Annotated in this window: 23 protein-coding genes and 1 tRNA gene; 1 reads left to right on the forward strand and 23 read right to left on the reverse strand. The window is 60.2% G+C overall.

Annotation, left to right across the window (positions count from 1 at the left end; all coding sequences use genetic code 11):
• Positions 1–109: 109 nt before the first annotated feature.
• The 4 genes from ilvD to KAJ83_RS01455 form a co-directional block, all read right to left on the reverse strand.
• Positions 110–1,987: a dihydroxy-acid dehydratase gene (gene ilvD, locus KAJ83_RS01440; protein WP_210680233.1), complete on the reverse strand. Its 1,878-nt coding sequence runs from the start codon at positions 1,985–1,987 to the stop codon at positions 110–112.
• Between the two features lie 154 nt (positions 1,988–2,141).
• Positions 2,142–2,741 (reverse strand): DUF2497 domain-containing protein, encoded by a 600-nt coding sequence (locus KAJ83_RS01445; RefSeq protein ID WP_210680234.1) that lies wholly within the window; start codon positions 2,739–2,741, stop codon positions 2,142–2,144.
• 286 nt (positions 2,742–3,027) lie between these two features.
• A complete protein-coding gene (locus tag KAJ83_RS01450; protein ID WP_210680235.1) occupies positions 3,028–4,464 on the reverse strand; it encodes a TolC family outer membrane protein in 1,437 nt (478 codons plus the stop codon).
• 115 nt (positions 4,465–4,579) lie between these two features.
• On the reverse strand, positions 4,580–5,233 hold the full coding sequence (locus KAJ83_RS01455; RefSeq protein ID WP_210680236.1) for a protein-L-isoaspartate O-methyltransferase family protein: 654 nt from the start codon (positions 5,231–5,233) through the stop codon (positions 4,580–4,582).
• A 204-nt stretch (positions 5,234–5,437) separates the two neighbouring features.
• Between KAJ83_RS01455 and KAJ83_RS01460 the strand changes: the two genes are divergently transcribed.
• Positions 5,438–5,511: transfer RNA gene (locus KAJ83_RS01460), tRNA-Cys, on the forward strand.
• Between the two features lie 108 nt (positions 5,512–5,619).
• On the opposite strand, the gene KAJ83_RS01465 is transcribed toward KAJ83_RS01460, so the two are convergent.
• From KAJ83_RS01465 to KAJ83_RS01555, 19 genes are all read right to left on the reverse strand, one after another.
• Positions 5,620–5,919: a hypothetical protein gene (locus KAJ83_RS01465; RefSeq protein WP_210680237.1), complete on the reverse strand. Its 300-nt coding sequence runs from the start codon at positions 5,917–5,919 to the stop codon at positions 5,620–5,622.
• A 2-nt stretch (positions 5,920–5,921) separates the two neighbouring features.
• A complete protein-coding gene (locus tag KAJ83_RS01470; protein WP_210680238.1) occupies positions 5,922–6,113 on the reverse strand; it encodes a hypothetical protein in 192 nt (63 codons plus the stop codon).
• Between the two features lie 223 nt (positions 6,114–6,336).
• Entirely contained in the window at positions 6,337–6,552 is a 216-nt protein-coding gene (locus KAJ83_RS01475) for a hypothetical protein (protein ID WP_210680239.1), read from the reverse strand.
• Positions 6,552–7,700, reverse strand: a complete 1,149-nt coding sequence (locus tag KAJ83_RS01480; protein WP_210680240.1) for a tyrosine-type recombinase/integrase — start codon at positions 7,698–7,700, stop codon at positions 6,552–6,554. Before KAJ83_RS01480 ends, KAJ83_RS01475 begins: the two co-directional genes overlap by 1 nt.
• Positions 7,700–7,966: a hypothetical protein gene (locus KAJ83_RS01485; RefSeq protein WP_210680241.1), complete on the reverse strand. Its 267-nt coding sequence runs from the start codon at positions 7,964–7,966 to the stop codon at positions 7,700–7,702. The genes KAJ83_RS01480 and KAJ83_RS01485 overlap by 1 nt, the downstream gene beginning before the upstream one ends.
• A gap of 113 nt (positions 7,967–8,079) precedes the next feature.
• Complete coding sequence (locus tag KAJ83_RS01490; RefSeq protein ID WP_210680242.1) at positions 8,080–8,391, reverse strand: helix-turn-helix domain-containing protein; 312 nt, start codon at positions 8,389–8,391, stop codon at positions 8,080–8,082.
• A gap of 662 nt (positions 8,392–9,053) precedes the next feature.
• Positions 9,054–9,245 carry a hypothetical protein gene (locus tag KAJ83_RS01495; RefSeq protein WP_210680243.1) on the reverse strand — a complete coding sequence of 64 codons (192 nt, stop codon included), beginning with the start codon at positions 9,243–9,245 and terminating at the stop codon, positions 9,054–9,056.
• The gene (locus KAJ83_RS01500; protein WP_210680244.1) at positions 9,242–9,601 is read right to left on the reverse strand and encodes a hypothetical protein; all 360 of its coding nucleotides are present in this window, start codon (positions 9,599–9,601) and stop codon (positions 9,242–9,244) included. Before KAJ83_RS01500 ends, KAJ83_RS01495 begins: the two co-directional genes overlap by 4 nt.
• Positions 9,602–9,603: 2 nt before the next feature.
• Entirely contained in the window at positions 9,604–10,032 is a 429-nt protein-coding gene (locus KAJ83_RS01505; protein WP_210680245.1) for a hypothetical protein, read from the reverse strand.
• 498 nt (positions 10,033–10,530) lie between these two features.
• Positions 10,531–10,836: a hypothetical protein gene (locus KAJ83_RS01510; RefSeq protein ID WP_210680246.1), complete on the reverse strand. Its 306-nt coding sequence runs from the start codon at positions 10,834–10,836 to the stop codon at positions 10,531–10,533.
• 240 nt (positions 10,837–11,076) lie between these two features.
• The gene (locus KAJ83_RS01515; protein WP_210680247.1) at positions 11,077–11,283 is read right to left on the reverse strand and encodes a hypothetical protein; all 207 of its coding nucleotides are present in this window, start codon (positions 11,281–11,283) and stop codon (positions 11,077–11,079) included.
• Positions 11,284–11,301: 18 nt separating this feature from the next.
• On the reverse strand, positions 11,302–11,439 hold the full coding sequence (locus KAJ83_RS01520) for a hypothetical protein (protein WP_210680248.1): 138 nt from the start codon (positions 11,437–11,439) through the stop codon (positions 11,302–11,304).
• Positions 11,440–13,023: 1,584 nt separating this feature from the next.
• A complete protein-coding gene (gene terL / locus KAJ83_RS01525) occupies positions 13,024–14,838 on the reverse strand; it encodes a phage terminase large subunit (protein WP_210680249.1) in 1,815 nt (604 codons plus the stop codon).
• Entirely contained in the window at positions 14,838–15,068 is a 231-nt protein-coding gene (locus KAJ83_RS01530) for a hypothetical protein (protein ID WP_210680250.1), read from the reverse strand. Before KAJ83_RS01530 ends, terL begins: the two co-directional genes overlap by 1 nt.
• Before the next feature lie 157 nt (positions 15,069–15,225).
• The gene (locus tag KAJ83_RS01535; RefSeq protein WP_210680251.1) at positions 15,226–15,684 is read right to left on the reverse strand and encodes an N-acetylmuramoyl-L-alanine amidase; all 459 of its coding nucleotides are present in this window, start codon (positions 15,682–15,684) and stop codon (positions 15,226–15,228) included.
• Positions 15,684–16,082 (reverse strand): hypothetical protein, encoded by a 399-nt coding sequence (locus tag KAJ83_RS01540; protein ID WP_210680252.1) that lies wholly within the window; start codon positions 16,080–16,082, stop codon positions 15,684–15,686. Before KAJ83_RS01540 ends, KAJ83_RS01535 begins: the two co-directional genes overlap by 1 nt.
• A complete protein-coding gene (locus KAJ83_RS01545; protein WP_210680253.1) occupies positions 16,083–16,289 on the reverse strand; it encodes a hypothetical protein in 207 nt (68 codons plus the stop codon).
• A 179-nt stretch (positions 16,290–16,468) separates the two neighbouring features.
• Positions 16,469–17,125 carry a DUF4376 domain-containing protein gene (locus tag KAJ83_RS01550; protein ID WP_210680254.1) on the reverse strand — a complete coding sequence of 219 codons (657 nt, stop codon included), beginning with the start codon at positions 17,123–17,125 and terminating at the stop codon, positions 16,469–16,471.
• 8 nt (positions 17,126–17,133) lie between these two features.
• Positions 17,134–18,411 (reverse strand): phage tail fiber domain-containing protein, encoded by a 1,278-nt coding sequence (locus tag KAJ83_RS01555; protein ID WP_210680255.1) that lies wholly within the window; start codon positions 18,409–18,411, stop codon positions 17,134–17,136.
• Positions 18,412–18,466 lie beyond the last annotated feature (55 nt).

Below are 18,466 nucleotides of genomic sequence, written 5' to 3' on the forward strand. Positions count from 1 at the left end.
GTCATTCCGCATCCCGCGCATCCCAGGCAACAAGAAACCCGCGACTGGCCACGCCGGTCGCGGGTTTCGTGTTTCAAACGCCGGGAAGAAGCCTTTCGCCGTGGGGCAGTTACTCCGCGGCCTCGGCGCGTTTCGTGGATTTGACGAGCGGCGTGATCTCCCGCACCGCGCCTTGCGCGGCAGAGGTCGCGAACGCCGCATAGGCCTGAAGCGCGCGGGACACGTTGCGCCGGCGCGGGGCGGCCGGCTTCCAAGACGCATCGCCCTTCGCTTCCATCGCCACGCGGCGATCCGCCAGTTCCTCCGCCGATATGTCGAGCGTGATGGACCGGTTCGGAATATCGATCTTGATGATGTCGTCCGGTTCGACCAGCCCGATCGCACCGCCCTCGCCCGCTTCCGGCGAGACATGGCCGATGGACAGGCCCGACGAGCCGCCGGAGAACCGTCCATCCGTCACCAGGGCGCAGGCCTTCCCCAGCCCCATGCTCTTCAGATAGCTGGTGGGATAGAGCATCTCCTGCATGCCGGGGCCGCCCTTCGGGCCTTCATAGCGGATCAGGACGACATCGCCTTCCTTTACCTCGCCGCCGAGAATGCCCGCGACCGCCGCATCCTGGCTCTCGAAGATGCGGGCTGGCCCCTCGAAGGTCAGGATTGAGGCATCGACACCGGCCGTCTTCACGATGCAGCCATCTTCAGCCAGATTGCCATAGAGGACCGCGAGTCCGCCATCGGTGCTATAGGCATGGGCGACATCGCGGATGCATCCGGCCTCCCGATCGATATCGAGGCTGGCATAGCGCCGATCCTGACTGAAGGCCTCGGTCGTGCGCACGCCACCCGGCGCGGCCGAATAGAATTCGCGCACGGCCTCCGACGGTTCGCGCATCAAATCCCAGGCCTCGATCGCCTCCCCCATGGTGGCGGCATGAACCGTCGGGCGGCCACGATGCAGCAAATTCGCACGGTCGAGCGCGCCCAGAATGCCGAGGATCCCGCCGGCGCGGTGCACATCCTCCATATGATAATGCGATACGGCGGGCGAGACCTTGCAGAGATTCGGGGTCGACCGACTCAACCGGTCGATATCCGCCATGGTGAAATCCACCTCCCCTTCCCGCGCCATGGCGAGGAGATGCAGGACCGTGTTGGTGGAGCCGCCCATGGCGATGTCCAGGCGCATCGCGTTCTCGAAACTCTCGAAGGTCGCGATACCGCGCGGCGTGACCGGCTCCCCGCCCTCATAGTGGCGCTTGGCCAGATCGACGATGCGCCGGCCGGCCTCCAGGAACAACTCGCGGCGCCTCGCATGCGTGGCCAGCAGGGACCCGTTCCCCGGCAGGGCGAGCCCCAAGGCCTCCGCCAGGCAATTCATCGAATTCGCCGTGAACATGCCGGAACAACTGCCGCAGGTCGGACAGGCCGACCGCTCGATCTTATCGACCGTCTCGTCGTCATTGGCGGGATTGGCGGCCTCGACCATGGCGTCGACCAGGTCGACCATGCGCTCCCCGTCCTTCAATTGCACCTTGCCGGCCTCCATCGGCCCGCCGGAAACGAAGATCGTCGGGATATCCAGCCGCATGGCCGCCATCAGCATGCCCGGCGTGATCTTGTCGCAATTGGAGATACAGACCAGCGCATCGGCGCAATGCGCGTTCACCATATATTCGACGCTGTCGGCGATCAGCTCCCGGCTCGGCAGGCTATAGAGCATGCCGTCATGGCCCATGGCGATACCGTCGTCGACCGCGATGGTATTGAATTCCTTTGCGACACCGCCCGCCTTCTCGATCTCCCGGGCGACGAGTTGGCCGAGGTCCTTCAAGTGCACATGTCCGGGCACGAATTGCGTGAAGGAATTGGCGACCGCGATGATCGGCTTACCGAAATCATCGTCCGTCATGCCGGTGGCCCGCCAGAGCCCCCGGGCACCGGCCATGTTCCGGCCATGAGTCGTCGTGCGGGAACGGTATTCGGGCATGGGAACGCTCCTCATCAAATCTTCTTATCGTCAAGGAGCGAGACACTACCGGTGAAAACGACCGACCACCAGCCGGAAAACCGGACAAGGCGCTGTGCCAATGGGGAAAGACGGCGCTAACGCGTGTCGAATAGCACCCGCCGGCCGCCGATCGTCAATAATCGTCGTCGTCCCAACGGCGCTTGGCACCGGAGGCCATATTACGAATCTCGTCCTCGACCATCCGCTCGACCATGCCCGGAAGATTGTCGTCGAGCCAGGAGCGCAACATCGGGCGCAGCAGGTTCTTCACGACATCCTCCAACGTCTCGCCGGAGTGTCCCATCCGGATGGAACGTTCCAGCTTGGCGAAACTGGCGACGCCGAACGCCTCCGTCGCGTCGGAGACAATGCGGTCGTCGTCATAGTCCTCCAAGGGCTGGGGACGACGGCTGGGGGCCGGCGGCGGCGGAGGAGGAGGATCGAAGAAATCGTCCTCGTCGTCCTCGTACGGGTCCTGGTCCTCCATATCGACCAGTTCCAATTCAGGCGGGGGATCCGGTTCGGGTTCCGGCTCAGGCTCAGGCTCCGGTTCGGGCTCCGGGGGCTCATCCTCGATCTCGTCGACCAGTTCGAGGGGCTCTTCCTCCTCCAGCTCCAGGGGAGGGTCGGGCTCGGGTTCCGGCGCCGGGTCGGGTTCCGCGTCCTTGTTCTGAACGTCCTCGTCACCGTCCTCGGAAATGATCCGCCGGATGGAGGCGAGAATTTCCTCCATGGACGGTTCTTTTTGGGACGAGTCGCTCATCGTTCAGACCTGTTCTTCCAATACCGACCGCGCAGGCCGACCGCCCTCTCCCACCCGCATCGTTCCGACGACGGAAAAGGGCCTTCTTGGACCGCGATACCGCGTCTGGCCTGGGGATTGTAGCCCGATTCCGCCATTGTCTTCGCCAAACTGCACTGACTCGGCGGATTTATGCAATCGCGTTTCCGGAGAAAGTCATTCACCGGGTTAGGCACCGGAGAGACGCCGGCGCGATCGATCGAAAGGGCTGGAAAGGCTATTCGGATATCTCAACCGTCTCGCTGTCGCGATCATAGGCGCTATCCTCGACCGGATCGCCCGTCCCCCAGAACTGATCACGCACCGCGCCATAATGCGATTGCGGGTCATAATAAGGAACGTCCAGTCCGAGATCACGGGCCGTCATGCCGCCGGTCGCCACGAGCACGTCATAGCGCGCGACGAGAAGATCCCGTTCCGCCTGAACCAGGGAAACACGGGCGTCGAGCAATTCCTGCTCGGCATCCAACACATCAAGGACGGTACGCTGGCCGACTTCCGCTTCCTGCTGCACGCCTTCGAGCGCGATCTCGGCGGCACGGACCTCCTCGCGGATCGCCTCGATCTCCGCCAAGCTGGAGCGATAGGTCTCCCAGGCGCTGGTCGCGTCGTCGATGACGCCTCGACGCGATTCCTCGACGGTGTCCAGCGCCTCGCGCGCACGCTGCTTGGCCGCCCGAATCTCGCTGGTCTGGAAGCCTTGCTGATAGATCGGCACGATCAACTCGGCCGTCAGGCTCATCTGATCGCGTTCCGTATCGGCGCCGAGTTGATTGCGGCTGTGGCTCGCGCTCCCGACCAGATCGACGTCCGGCAGAAGATCCCCCGTCTGGCTATCTATGACGCTCAAGGCCGACCGGCGATCATGGACCGCCGCCCGCACTAAAGGGTTGGTTGAAAGCGCTCGCTCGACCGCGTCTTCCCGGGAAGCAGGCAGTTCCACCAAGCCTAGGGGTGCCTCCAATTCGCCCGGAGGTTCCCCAACGACCCGCTCATAGGCCGCGCGGCTCACCTCTAGATTACCGGCGGCGCGGATCTTGTCCGACGTCGCGCGCGACAGACGCGATTCGGCTTGCGCCACGTCGGTTCGCGTGACCTCGCCGACATCGAAGCGATCCTGCGTCGCCTCCAACTGGCGCTGCAGGCGAAGTTCGTTTTGCTGATTGAGATCCAGCACCGCCTGATCGCGCACCACGTCCATGAAGGCGCTGACGGTGTCGAACAGCACCTCCTGCTCGGTCGAGCGCAACCGCTCCCGCTCGCCGCGCACATCCGATTCGGCCGTCGCGATATCCGCCTCGGTCGATCCCCCATTATAGAGGTTTTGACGAACCTCCAGTTCAAGCGACCAGGTGGAGCGGGTATCCTTCTGCGGTGTCGTGTTCTGGCGGGTACGCAAGGCGCCGCCGGACCCGAACAGTTGAACCGACGGCCGCCATCCGGAAAGCGCCTGTGGCACACCCTCGTCCGTCGCGCGAAGCCGGGCGCGACCGGCCTGCAATGTCGGGTTCTCGACATAGGCCTTCGAGAGCGCATCACGCAGCGTCTGCGCCCGCGCCTCGTCGCCGGGCGCCAGGACGAGACATGCGACGAGCGCGCTCCCCCCCATCAGCCCGGCGTGGAAGAATTTTCGGAAGGACGCGACTTTGGGCATTGTGACCGCCATCTGTTTAACCATGATCGGCGCCGGCCCATCCGCGCGACGCCGATATTATCTTGTTCCTGGATGCGCGAGGTTCAATCGATTCGTCCTCATCCGCACGCGGCGGCTAGAAGACGAACCCCACCTCGCGCTCGAAACCCGGCGCGGGCTGCACCATGGCATCGCGCAGGATGCGATGCGAAACCACGCCGTTACGCTTGCCGAACAACGTCAGCCGCCCGACCTGACCCGGTCGACCGATCACCGCGACGAGGCGCCCCCCCTCCTCGAGCTGGTCGGTCAGTGCCTCCGGAACCTCGGGCAGGCATCCGTCCACCAGGATGACGTCATAGGGCGCTTCCTTGGGCCAGCCCTCGGCGTGCGGCCCCTCGACGATCACCACATTGTCGAGCGCCATGTCGGTGATCAGCGTATTCATGCGCCGTGACAGGTCTGAATCCTGCTCCAGGGCGAAGACGCTGCCGCCGAGCCTACCCGCGACCGCCGCTATATATCCGGTGCCCGGCGCGATAACGAGCACGTTGTCCGCGGCCCCGATGGCGGCGGCATCGATCAGGCGCCCGGCCGTCACCGGCTCCATCAGGAAGCGGCCCGGCGCGATCTCCACATCCTCGTCGATATAGGCGATCGTCTGGCGTCCCTTGGGCACGAAACGCTCCCGGGGGAGCGTGCCCATCGCGTCCAGCACGCGCTCATCGGTCACATTGTTGGGGCGAATCTGGCAGGCGACCATGTTGCGTCGCGCGATCGTGAAGTCCATGTCGACATCCCCGTCCGAACGGCCGGCGCGCGGGCGCCGGGAGGCCGTGGGTTCTGAAACCATCCATCGCCGTTATAGGCGCGCAGCGAAGCGAAGGCAATCGCGGCCTTATTCCCAATCCGTGCCCATCGCGAACCGGCCGACGCCGATGCTTGACCGGTACGATAACGGCGCGTATATCCGGCGCGCTTCACACCCTTGAACGGCGCGGTGGCGGAGTGGTTACGCAGCGGCCTGCAAAGCCGTCTACGCCGGTTCGATTCCGGCCCGCGCCTCCAACGATTTCAATAACTTACCGGACGCAGCCAGGGGAATTTCCCCCGGCTGTGCCCAATTTTGTGACCACCCAATTCCTTAACGAGAAACTGGTGGACACGGGAAGCAGATTAGTTCTTATCCAGCATGTCGCCCGGACATCCACGAGCCGACGTCTCCGAGGGCGTGGGTTCGTTGATGATCGTGATGGAGGCGCCCGGCCGCATCCTGCACAGCGGATAACGGAAATCACCCGTTACCGTGTAATGACGGTCGTCATCCTCCCGCACGAAAGGGATCGCCTCTCCGTCCGCAGTGATCAGGACGACGTCCCCATCATCATCTCGATACAGACCCTCGGGGATGCGTCCACGATCCTCGGCCCTATAGTGCCGTTGGTTCGTGTCGCCTATCTGAACCTTGATCGTCATGGTTAGTCCTCCACTCCAAAATAATGTTTCCAGCCCTCGGTGCCGAAGACATCATGGTCGTCACACGCGTCCAACGCTGGGACCAAGTCCGTGTTGACGATGTCCTTGACACACTTCCCGTCCTCCCCGCCTGATGCCAGAGTGGATGCCATTCGCATCAGCAACCGCTCCGCGTCGATGTGGTGGAGTTCCATGGTTCCTTCTCCTCTCAAAGAAAACGCCCCGCCGAATGGCGAGGCGCTTGGACCGTGGATCGCTTCACTAGATACAGGAATTGTCAGCTTCGTTTGAGATGGTGCTCCAGTCGGTGGTCGATCCACCACCTGACAATCAGCTTCTCCCACCAACGAGTCCTAGCACCCCATAAGTAGGCATGGGCTCGTTTCTTCACCCAGTTGATCATTCGTCGCTCTCCCCTCACCACGGTTCCTGACATGGCGCGTCCCAGGAGCCATCCTCAACGCGTCGCGCATAGTCCTGAAGGAAGAACCCGACGAGCAGACCAAACGTCACCGTCAGGGCACGTACTGCTTCGTGCCAATCCTCGGGATTGAGGCCCCACTCAACGAACGCACCTATGAGATAGAGCCCGACCGGCCCGAAGGTAAAAAAGACGATCCGGTTCGCGTGCATCAACTGTCCTCCATTGCATCCAGGATATTCGCGGCCTTATCGGCTTCCTCGCCAGGGATAAGCTGCGCGTACTTCTCGGTCTGCTTGGTGGTCGAGTGACCCAACAGCTTCGATAGCTGGTGAAGCGTCACCTTGCCCGATTGCGCCAGCCGCGAAGCGTAGGTGTCCCGCAAGGTGTGGATCGTAGCCGTTCCGCCGTACCGTTCAATCAACCGGGGATTATTGAGCCCGGCCCTATCCATCGCTTTTCGGATCGTGTGAAAGCGGTGGTTCCGGTGTTCGCCGGGATTGTCCCAGTCCGGGAACAGCCACGGTGTGTTGACCTTACGCACCATGTCGAGGCGCTCCTCGATAATCCGTCTGACACGGGCAGTCATGGTCATGCCCGACCAGTTCTTCACCTTTGGCCGGAAAAGCATGATCTTGCCCTTGTCGAGCCACACGTCATCCAAGGGCAGGTCGGCGATCTCGCCTATCCGCGCCCCGGTATCCAGAAGCATGACTGTCATGTGATAGGCGTCCTTCAGCATGTAGCTGTGCTTCCAATTCAGTTCCTCGGGCGCGGACCACTGGTTGATCGGCCTGTCCGGCCGTAGCTCATGAAGTAAACGCTGTACTTCATCCTCGGACAGATACCGGAACTTTGCCTTGGCCTTCAGACGTTTGTCCTTGCGGGACGTCGGGAATTTGACGTCCGGGACCGCGACCTCGGTATCCTTGAAGAAGGTGATCGTGCGGGAGAGGATGTTCAATTCCTGACGTATTGTGGAGGCCGCCATGCCCTCCGCTGCACGTTGGTTGACCAACCCCTTTACATCCTGGTCAGACAAAGCGGCGAACCGAATGCTCGCATCCAGCCCCTTCTTTCGCCGACCGGACGAACCGGAGAATAGGACTTTAATGTACCCCTCGGTCTGACTCCCGCTATCCAGCGAGCGGGCGTACCCTTCGAACCAACGGGATACCGCTTCCCCGAGCGTGATATCCTCCTTCTTCCCGTGATACGTCCGGTCGCTGACGTCGGTGCGACACTTGGCTTCGACGGCGAGGGCGTCCTTCTTATTCGTGCAGTGGGTTGATCCACGGTACTCCTCGCCCTTGAGGCGGAATTTGTACCACCATATATTCCCACGCTTGTAGACAGACATTAAGCCCTCGCCTTGATGCGGTCCTCGCCGGACCAGACGACAGTATTCAGGAGCGCGCAGATTTCGCGATGCTTCGCGATCAACATGCCGCGCCGGTCCTCGCATAGGTAGATCGTTCCTGTTTCGTCGGTGACCTTGCTGATCGTCTGAAACGCCTCCCAGTCGTGCGTGCTGAAAAGGTAGAATTGCGGATCACCCTCGTCCGTCGCGCCGATGTCGGCGCATTCCGCGACCCCTCGCCGGGATAGCTCCCGGAAAGCTTGCATGAGGGCGGAATACTCCTCCGCCTCCCATGACCCGTCCTTTTCGATTGTATCAGCGGGAAATGCGATCACTTCCGCCATTGGCTCACCTCGCCTTTGGACAGATGTTGTTTTATTCAGTCCTCCTTGGAGTGAGGACCGAATAGCTCCTCGAACATGTAGGGGTCATAGGCGGCGAGAAGTCGCTTGGCGAAGTCCCGTCTCCCAACCCCAAGGGCTTCTGCCCAATACCGCATCCCTTCCGGCGGGACACGGTTCGCCCCGTTCTCGACGGACGAAACGAACGTGTAGTAGTCAAATCCCAAACGCTTCGCGAGAGCAGCCTGAGTGAGGTCCTTGTCCTGTCTGAGTTTCTTGATCCAGGACCCGACTTCCTTCCTCTTCTGCTTCGCCTCCTCGGTCTGAACGCGATACTTTGAATGGGCCATCGTCGCCCTCCTCGTTCATGACCCCGTCCCATAATATGCTTAGTATTCCTAAGCATGGGGAACAAGGGTTCAGTTGCCTCTAATCACCATTACCACCATCCAGACGACCAAGAGTGCGAATGGCAGCAAGGGCATCCATTTAAGGATGTCCATCACGTCCCCCTTTTGTGGTGATTTGGACTCCCGTGTCCAGCACAATCTTCATGAGCGCACCCGTATCTACCTAACCCAATACATCTAGCGTCCACCAGATGGGTATTCAACAGGTACACCAAAGGGTTACCCTATGGTGTCTACTCTGGACAGGTTGCCTTGTATGGCAACCCCAGCATGAGAGTCCTCTTTGAGGGGTTACCCCATAGGGTACCCTATAGGGTACCCCATAGGGGACAGTTTTGGCCCACTCTTCGTTTCAATAGGTACATGTAAAGTGAGCCGCCTCTTTCCCTGTCAGGGTCCCCGACAGGGGTTAGCGTTTAGACACGACGAGGCTTAAGTGTCAGCCGTAGGGTGGACCGTGAGTCTCATAGGGTCAGGTCCGGGGTTGGTCCAAATCCGTCAGATGGTTATGGCGGAGTGGACCAGAAGCAGAATTAGAAGCGAGACTTCCACGGTCAGAACCGTGATGATCAGGCTCCAGTCGGTCATGCGGACAGGTCCTTTCAACCCTCCTTGGTTGGATGGACGACGTCCCCGTCGAGGGTCCCTGCCATCTCCGAATGGTCCCGCAGAAGCTTATCCAGGAGACGGCGCGGAACCTTGACTTCCTTGGTCGTCCGCTTGGTGTGGTTCAGGATTGCGTGAAGCTCCTCGAATTCGGGAAGCTTGAGGGAAAGCTTGGCTTTACCCTTCATACGCCATCACCAATGTCAGGGCGGCAGAGCGAAGCGATGAATGGGTCCTCCTCGACGCGCTCAGTTTTACCGTCCTTCGCCTGTGTCTCCTCCAGGCTGATCAGGCCGTCGATGTACGCCATGGCTTCCTTGATACCCTCGGCCGAGGCCGTGAACGGCCAATCATGGATCGGCTTGGTATCGCCGATATTGTTCATGATCACGACCGACGCTGGGACGGTTGCCGTCGAAAGACTGATTTCGTACCCACGATAAGGGAGGGTCGTGCGGCCCTGAATGTAATAGCCTTGGGCGCGGATCGATGCTTCCGAGCCAGGGGACGGGCGCCGTTGGAGGCGAACAGTAGTGTGGAGCATGGTTAGTCCTCCTTAATTGCATGAAAGGCGGTGACGCGCTTACGTCGCCCCCAGTGCTGCTCGACCGGGACCGCGCCGCGTTGATCAATCACCCAGCCGTTCTTAACGACCTGCGCGTGGCCAGTGGTGCAGACGAGATACAAAGCGTCCCGTCGCGTGAACTGGGCGAGGCGTTGAAGGGTGACGGCGCTGGTTACCTCGGTATGAGAGTGTTGAACGCCGAGGGATGCCATGGCCTTCACGACCAGACTCCACGTCGTTCCCCCCTTCCAGTTCTTTCGCGGGTGGCGCTGATAGGCGGAACGGAATACGTCCGTGTAGGCTCGGACAGCTTCCGCGTAGCTGCATCGCGCGACGACGGACAGCGCTACCAAGCCGCAGTTTCGGGAGCCCTCTAGATCGTCTGGCAAAGCCAAACCGTCGGGTACCATCTTATCCTCTCCTTTCATGATGCTATTCCGGTGTAGTCAATGGTCAGATTGATGCGACGGCGCGCTCCTCGACACGTTCCGCTTTGGCAGCCGGGAAAAGCACTTGCATATCCCCATCGACACGCCCAGCCACGCGGTAGCGCGTGAGACGATATCCATGGTTGTCGAGGTAGCGCCGCGCTGGCGCGGTGTAGAACCAATCCCGTACTTGCCGGAGTGAGCGGAAGCCAAAGAGCCAGTATCCTCGCGGCTTGCTCGCGAAGGCGTCCGTGAAGCTGGATATCTCTTGGGCCGGGCCGGGATGCGAATAAACATCCACATCCAAGTCACGAAGCAGTAGCCTAGCCGCTCCAGCGGTGTAGGGACCAGTCCCGTCCGACATACGCTCCACCCGCCACGCGTAGCTTGTGCGTGCCATGTCGCCTCCTCATTGTTGGATGGATGGATGGGGTTCAAGGAATGCCCCAGCGGATCGCCCGCCAGGGCATACCTAGAGCCTCATCGCTCATTCACATCACACATAGCGGCGAATTCTTCATGCGTGATATAGTGTTTACCACCACACGCGCGGATGTAATCGAATTGTTCAATTGCGCGCCGGGGGTTGGCCGCGAGAATACGCTTGGCGAGTTCATGACAGGAAAACCCGTTATGATGACCCGCTATCCGCTGTCCATTGCGATAAAGCACATGTAAGTCCATCTCACTGTGCCAGTGAACACGGAGGCCATCGTCCATGGGTCGAAGAATTTCGGCGCTGCTATTTGGCAGTACGGATTGGCGATAGGCTTGTTCATGAGCCATAGGGTTGCCTCCCCCTTAGTAGGTGCCAGTGGCGTAGTTCGCGGAATGAGGTGGTTCCCGACCCTCTTCCATCAGCATGGTGTATGCGTCCCGATACCACCGCCGCCGGTCGGCCTTGTTGGAGATGTGCGGGCGAGCATCGACACACCGCCAAGCGCGACGAGCCTCTTTACCCGCCTCGCTAATTGGCGTGCGCCGAGCACACGCACCTTGGGGCAATCTCTTGAGGATCGGCATGGCTTACCTCCCGGTCGGATAATCCACATCAAAGGCGCGTAGCACCTGCCCCACTTCTCTGAGGTTGTGGCGCAGAAGGTCGCGACAGTTCCGGGCGTTCTCCCCTTCTCCCATCTCGTGCTGGTCCCGCGCCTCGGCGGCTTCCCCGGCCGCCGCCATAAGCACCATTCGCACGCGTTCCATGCGGTTGTAGGCTTGTTCGTGAGTCATCGGCTGCTTTCCCCCTTATTAGGCGAACCGCAGGGGCCAGACAGCCCGGATCAGGCTGCAAAGGCGGACATATTCCTTACGGTTACGCGTCTGCTTCGCGGCGAACGCGCGGCGCGTCATACGGTTCAACAGATCGCGGGCTTCGCGGTTGTGCATGATGTTCACTCCTTTTGGGTTACGTTACTGCTGTACTTGACGCCTAAATGGCGCAAGAGAAACCGCCCAAGGATGACCCTAGGCGGTAACTATTGCGTCATGAGGCGGGCACTTCCGCCTATGTGGAATAGACGAGATAGTCGTCACCCTGGTAGCTGACCCGGTAGCCATTCCGCAGCATACCCCCTACCGATCCGGTAGTTGGTTGCACGCACTGACACCCCTTATCAAAGTGCTTAAGCACTTCGCGCGAGCGTCGAAAGTCAGTCTCAACGACGTAGCCGCTGCCTGTTAGCCGACATGCTTGGTAGAGCATTGTAGCCTCCAGTGGTTATGGGTCACGAAACAACTGTTATCCGAAAAGGGACAAAAGCCCGCCAGGATGGCCCGGCGGGACTATGATTGACTCATTAAGTCGCTAGGGTTGGCTTCATGCTGGCCTGTTTCCAGACGCCAGGATGCAGCGTTTCGCGTCACTCTCTAGCTTAACGCGCCGTCGTGCCTTGCCTTGTTTCAGTTGGGCCAGCCGTGGCGGCCAGGGCACTCCCCATCCGCTTTAGGCTAGGTGCGAGCCTTGCTCGCCTTCCTCAACCTACCTCCAAGGCAATAGTACGGTTCTTCACAATGTCCAATAATCCGGGGCTTTCGCCCTTGGCGTCCGGTCGTCCCGTCCGCCGTTGATTGGGGATATGGCATAGTATCCTGGGGTTTGTCTACCCCTATACATAAACTTTTTTGGGCACACAGACTAAACCCTTGTGTGCCAAAGAAAAAAAGCAGGGCGACAAGGGTCGTCGAAAGTTTGCGTGTGTGTAAATCACGGGCTGGAACCCCGAGCGTGGCACCGGCGCTTGCTCGGTCGTGGCCATCCGTAGCCATCCTTGCACGGAGAGCGGCGGCACGCCCTTTCAGGTTCATCGGATAATTAGTTGGCCGTGTACAGCCCACGGCGCGGGCCAGGGTTATGGCAGGATTGCGCCCTGCCCGTCCCCTAGGTGTGCCCGATTTTGTGCCCAGGCGGTGCCATCGCTGGGCCGACCGGCGCCCCGCCCGTTGCGTGCGCGTGCGCGCGGGTGCCCAGGCGCATGGGCGCGGGCCTTCGGGCCGGGGGCAAGGGGGGAATTTCGTTCAGCGCATGGGGAGAAACGGGGTCACGAAAAATCGGGGGAAAATAAACGGAGCCCCAAACGCTACCCTTGACCTATGCCCCTCACCTTTTCCACCTTCCGGTCATGAACGGAAGTCCAGTAATAGGCATCGGCATCGCCGCGTTGGGTATCGTTACGGCGGCTACGGGGTTGACCGAGGGGCTGATATTGGTCCCGGTCGGGCTCTGGGTAACAGTCGCGGGACCCACGTAAGGGATACACCACGACCGTCACGCAAAACCGATATAGGTGCGCCAGGGAATACGCTGTGTGAGCTTTGGGGTGTTCGTAGGTCTACCCTACCTGACAGAACCCAAAGCTCACACACGACGCTCTCTGAGGCTAACGGGTGACGCGCCTCATGGCCACGTGCATCCCGCCCATTACCGTTACCGTGAACGTCACCAGGAAGGTGACGAGGGAGACGGCTTCCGCTTCAGTCAACATACTTCTCCTCATAGGTGGTGATCTTCCGCTCCAGGGTGTCGTAGGTAACGACCGAAGTACCCTTGCGACGTGCTTTCCGGGTAAATCCCGGTGTCTGACAACTGTCGATGAAGTCTTCCAGCATCTCGTCCAGTTCCTCTCGCTCCATGTCCCGCCGTGCCTCGTCGGTGTCCATGGCCATGGCTTTCTCATAGGAGGCAACCGCGCCAGCGAAGGCGTCGATGCGGTCGTCGTGATTGAGAGAGCCCCGTTCGCGGGACAGGTGGGTTAGCTGGTAAATGAAGGTCTCGTCTCGGGCCACGCTGTCATCGATCACGACCCGGTGGGCATTCAGGACGGGCTCGACGGTGTCGATGATCCGCTGTTCCTTCTGGCCCGAAGCCCACTCCGCTTCCTCGATGGCCACGGGCCAATCGTCCATCTTGGCCTGTTTCTTCGCCTTGGACATGACAGGCTTGAAGGCGTTGATCCAAATCTCGCCGCCATAATTCGGCTCGACCAGGACCTTATTCACCTTCAGGCGCAGAACGTCCTTGGCGATCTTCAGCATGGCTTCGTCGACGCCTCCATTCCATCCACTCAAATGCGGGCAGAAAAGCATCCCATTAAGATGCTTCAGGGTTACCCAAGCCGTCTCGTCCTTACCGCGACCCGATGGGTCGACGAACATGATCGACCCCTCATAGGGACGATATTCGGTACGGTCCACGAATAGCGGGCCAAGGAACTTGTCACCGGAAAAGCCAACATTCGGGATGTCGTGATAGACGTTGTCCGTGCCGGTATCGGTCCCCCATTGGATCGTCAGGGGGGCCTTGTCGGCGTTCAGCGGATAGACGACGAAGTCGAACTGCTTCAGCGGATAGCGCTCCGCATCGGACAGCGAGGTGTCCAGCATGTACTGGAGAGCGAACCAGGAGCGCCCCTTCGCCTCGCGCGAAATGAGGTCCTCGTCGGAGAACCGCTTGGGGTCCACAGGGTCTCCTGAAGCGGCACCCTTGTCCATCGCGTCCTGCACGAACGGGGCGAGGATGTTCACCTTCTCGCCACTGTCCCGCATCAGGAGGTAATTCTCCATCTTCTCGGGACGCGGGAAACGCGCTGGCACGGTGAAGCAATTGAAGCCGCGCTCGGTGACGAGGCGGTTGTAGATACTCTCCTCGGTTTGGGGCGTACCCAGGAATAGCACGTCACCGGCCGGTCGGGTCAGGTGTCCTTCCGCGTCCTCCTCGGCCGGAACCTTAATGGCGTCGAATTCGTTGACGTTCCTGAGAAGCGTCTCGCGGCTGTCCTCGGTGCGGGAGTTCTCCGGCACCTCGATATCGTCCGCTATGATCCGTGTCGCACGGGACCCGGTGATCTGACCAGTGATGCCCGCCGCCTTCAAGGATGGCGACTGGGAAATCGAGGCGCCCCGGACGTCGAACCTGTCGAATGAGTTACGCTGCCCCTCCTGGGGTCTCAGGAACTTCAGAATGTCCATGGTCCCCAGGATGTTCTTGACCTGGGAAACGAACTCCTTCGCCTTCGGCGACGAAGCGGAGACCACCAGGATTTTCTCATTCTTAGGGTCTCGGCCGAGGAGCCACAGACAATAGGCTGCGGCGATATATGACTTCCCGATACCACGGAAGGCGCGGACCATTTCGGCCCGCCCCGTCCTGGCCTTGTACCCTTCCGGGAAGCCATGCTGCATGAAGTACGCGATCTCGTACTGGGCCGGTGTGGGAGCGGGAAGCCCCAGATGCATCCAGACGAGGTAGAGGAAGTTACGGAAATCCTCCGCGACCTCCTTTGGCAGCATTAAGCGTTACCTTCCTTGTTGCTGGGGAACGGAAGCCCCTTCTCCTTCATGAACTGGTCCAACGCGCCAGCCGGGCTGTCCGTCGTCGGGATATCCTCGGGCGGGTTCTCCTTGATGTAGCGCTGGGCCGTCGCGATGATCCGGGGATCGGGGTCCTCGGCTTGAAGTTGCTCGATCAGCACACGTGCCAGGATGTCCCGAATTTCGCTTGAGCGGTTCTTGTCTTCCATCAGTATTTCCTACCTTTCCAGGCACCGACGGTGTTCTGAAACCCGTCGCGAACGCCCAACGCCGCACCCACGGCCGCGCATCCCATAACCTCGATTGGGCACAGGATGACGACGGACAGCTTGCGGAACCAGTTGGGTTTCCAGTTGACGACCGGCCTCATGTGGCCACCGTCAGATGCTCGAACGGCTGACCAAGATGATCAGCGACGTTGAAACACGGGCAAGCCTTCTTGACGCCGGGGAGATCCCGGTGGCCGAGGATAGTATCGACCTGGGGGTATTCCTCCAGAAGTGTCCTCAGAAGATTGGGGAGGGTCTGGAACTGCGCGGCGGTGAAGTTGTTCTCCGCCTTCGTGATATCGTCGGCGTCCGAGCCCCCAACCATGCAGATGGCCAGGGTGTAGTCGTTGTGTCCGGCCGCATGGGCGCCTTGGCGCCATTCGTCGCGACCCGACTCTACCTTGCCGTTACGGCGGAGGACGAAGTGATAGCCGATATCCGACCAGCCACGTTCCTTGACGTGCCACTGGCGGATTTCCTCGGCCCCGATGTTCATATCGGCGGGCGTGGCCGATGCATGGACGACGATAGCCGTCGTCTTGTCTCGCGCGATCATTACCTCTTGAAGTATTTGACGATCTTCTTGACCCCCACGGCGGCCGCAATGACGGCACCGAGGGATACCTGATACCACTCGGGGACCGAGCGGCCGAGGGCAGCAAAACCCTCTTCGACATGACCTGCCATGCCGGGGATAAAGCACAGGACTACCGGAACGGAGAGAACGATGGTCCAGTATTCGTCCTTCCAAGACGACTTGGACCCCTCGGCCATCTCCATGTCCCAGTCCTGATTGTGCTTTATTTTCGACTGAATACGCTTGTTTTTCGCTGCCTCGATTTTTGTCTTTCGTTTTTCCTTGAGGCGCGCGCGATCCGTCTTACCTTTGACCCAGTCCAGGCCAGCCTTGACGAGACCGCTCACCACGGTCCCGGCCAGGGCTGTCAATCCCATTTAGTCCTCTTTCGTCCAGTCTCGGATAATCTTGATGCCGCGTAGGGTGAGAACGACGCCGCCCGCGACGACGCCATACAATGCTCCCCACTCGTCGAGCCATTCCGCCCACAAGGGCATGGAAAGGCCGGTCGTGCCGAGCGCGGCATCCTTGGCGACATCGAATTTCTGAGCCGCTTGGGATACTCGTTCGACCGAAGTAGCCATTACTGCCTATCAGCCTTTCCCCGCAGCCATTCATGAGCCTTTTCGCCCCCATGCCTGACCAACCGAAAGAGACCCTTCGCAAACTGGATCGGTCTCAGAACAAGGAAAAGGAAAAGGACGAAGGCTTTGCCGAACGCATTTAGGTTCTGCATGACTTCACCTTGAAATTTTCTGATTGATTAGGGCCACCGGCTGTCCGCCATGGGGTCGCCCTCGTAATTACCTGCGCGGATTTCGTCCTTAATATCCCAGGAAATGTCGTAGATGCCCGAGATATGATCGAACACTGCCGCCCCAAGGTCGAACATCGCGGTTTCGGACAGGGACCGAGTGACGTTATCCGCCCCACGGAACTTGAAGGTCCGGGAGCCGCCAGTGGCCATGATGTTTCCGGCGAGAGAGGCTAGGCTGTCAATACGGGACAGGTCCTTATCATTCCTCGTCTGGACCGGGATCGACGTCTCGTCGATGGTCACCGTGACTCCTTGGGAGACGACATATTCCCGGTAAGCGTTGACGGCTTCGCACTTCTCCTCGGGGGTGGGCTCGATCTCCGGCTTCTCCACGGAATACCCCGAGGGGATCGGGCCAATGGACTTGATGACAAGCTCTTCCCCGTTGTCCATGTCATAAACCGTCTTTCCGCGATGATCCTCTTTGAGGGACCAGTAAGCCCCCTCCCAAACGGCTACTTGATCTTCGCCAGGGGTGGGAGGCTCGGAAAGCACGGCACCTCTCGGGATTAGCAGGTTGCCCTTGTCAAGAGGGTCTTCATCAACCGCCACTTCCCCGACGAACTCTCTCGTCGCGGGTATCGTTTGATATGCAATCGTCATGATCGCCCCTAGTATTTGATGTAGAAGACGACCGCTACGTTCTTCGGCCGCGTCTCGTCAGCGGTCCTGGCACCGCCATTAATCGGGGAGAAGTACAAGTCCCGCGCTTGGTTCCCACCCGTGTCGGGCTTATTCGCGGAATTGGACGGGTACGCGGTAAACGCCCCGGAGATGGAGCCACCGCCGTTCCAAACCGATCTGATCCAACCATTGAAATCCTGAAGGGCGTCGCTCTGGTAGGTCAGGATCGACCGACCGACGTCAAGTCCCCGCGTCTCATCCAACCCACGAAGGAACACGCCACGGAAGTCGGGCAGGTTAAAGGTCGTGGAGCCGTTTCCGTTCCCATGGGCCGTGCCCAGGACCGCAAACAGGTCGGCATAAATCGTCCGACTTACCTCAGCGCCGTTGCATTTGAGGTAGCCTTCGGGAGTCGTGGCCGAGATGTACGGCATGATCGCCCCAGGCGGTACCGTATCTTGACTGTTGCGGATGCGGTGCCCGTTGATATCGACGTCGCCGGTCATGGGGCCGTTAGAGCCATCGCGCTTGTAATAGGCGGTGTGAAGCGACACGGCCCCGAGCCATGCGCCCGACCCTGCCGACCAAACGCGCCATTCGCCCGAGGCACTATTCCAGTAGACGGCGCCATCTATCAGCGCGTTCCCATCATTATCCGTCGTGGGATCGGAACTCTTGGCCCCGAGGAAGCGGTCGTCGAAGGTGTCCAGCTTCGCCGCAGCGGACGATTCGGACTGAGCCGCGTTACTCTCGGATGCCGCCGCTGCATTCTTATGCGTCTCGGCCTCGGCCGCATATTGACCCGCCGTATCGACCTTTGGATCGATCTGCGTATCGACATACGATTTCGGAACGACATCCTGTTCCTCTGAGGGGGAGCCTACATTCTTGACCCGGCGACCCTGGACATCGTAGGCGTCATCGGCGAGGTCCGGGAAGAGAGCCCGGACGGCGGTGTCAATGGCCTCCTGAGACAAGAAGAACGCCTGTAGACTGTCCGTGTCGAGGTCCTCTTCCGGGAGGTAACCGTTCGTGAAATCGACGAGACGGGCATCCCGAGAAGACTTACGCTCGATCTGGATCGTCGTTCCGCTTGCCGGGGCGCTGTCGAAGCTGACCACGCCCTTGGACGGTAATGTGAAGTGGCCATCTTGATCGACTCCATCGACTTGAACCGCAATGTGGTCATCCGCGATGTAGTCGAAGTTAAAGGTGTATTGGGTCTGAGACCCATCACCCACATAGGTCTTGAAGCTATTCGCCATGTCCTTCTGGTGTTGGTTGCGAAAAGCGAAGACCCGCAGGGGTTAACCTGCGGGC

The sequence above is a fragment of the Marivibrio halodurans genome (assembly GCF_017963645.1).
Classification (GTDB): domain Bacteria; phylum Pseudomonadota; class Alphaproteobacteria; order UBA8366; family Aestuariispiraceae; genus Marivibrio; species Marivibrio halodurans.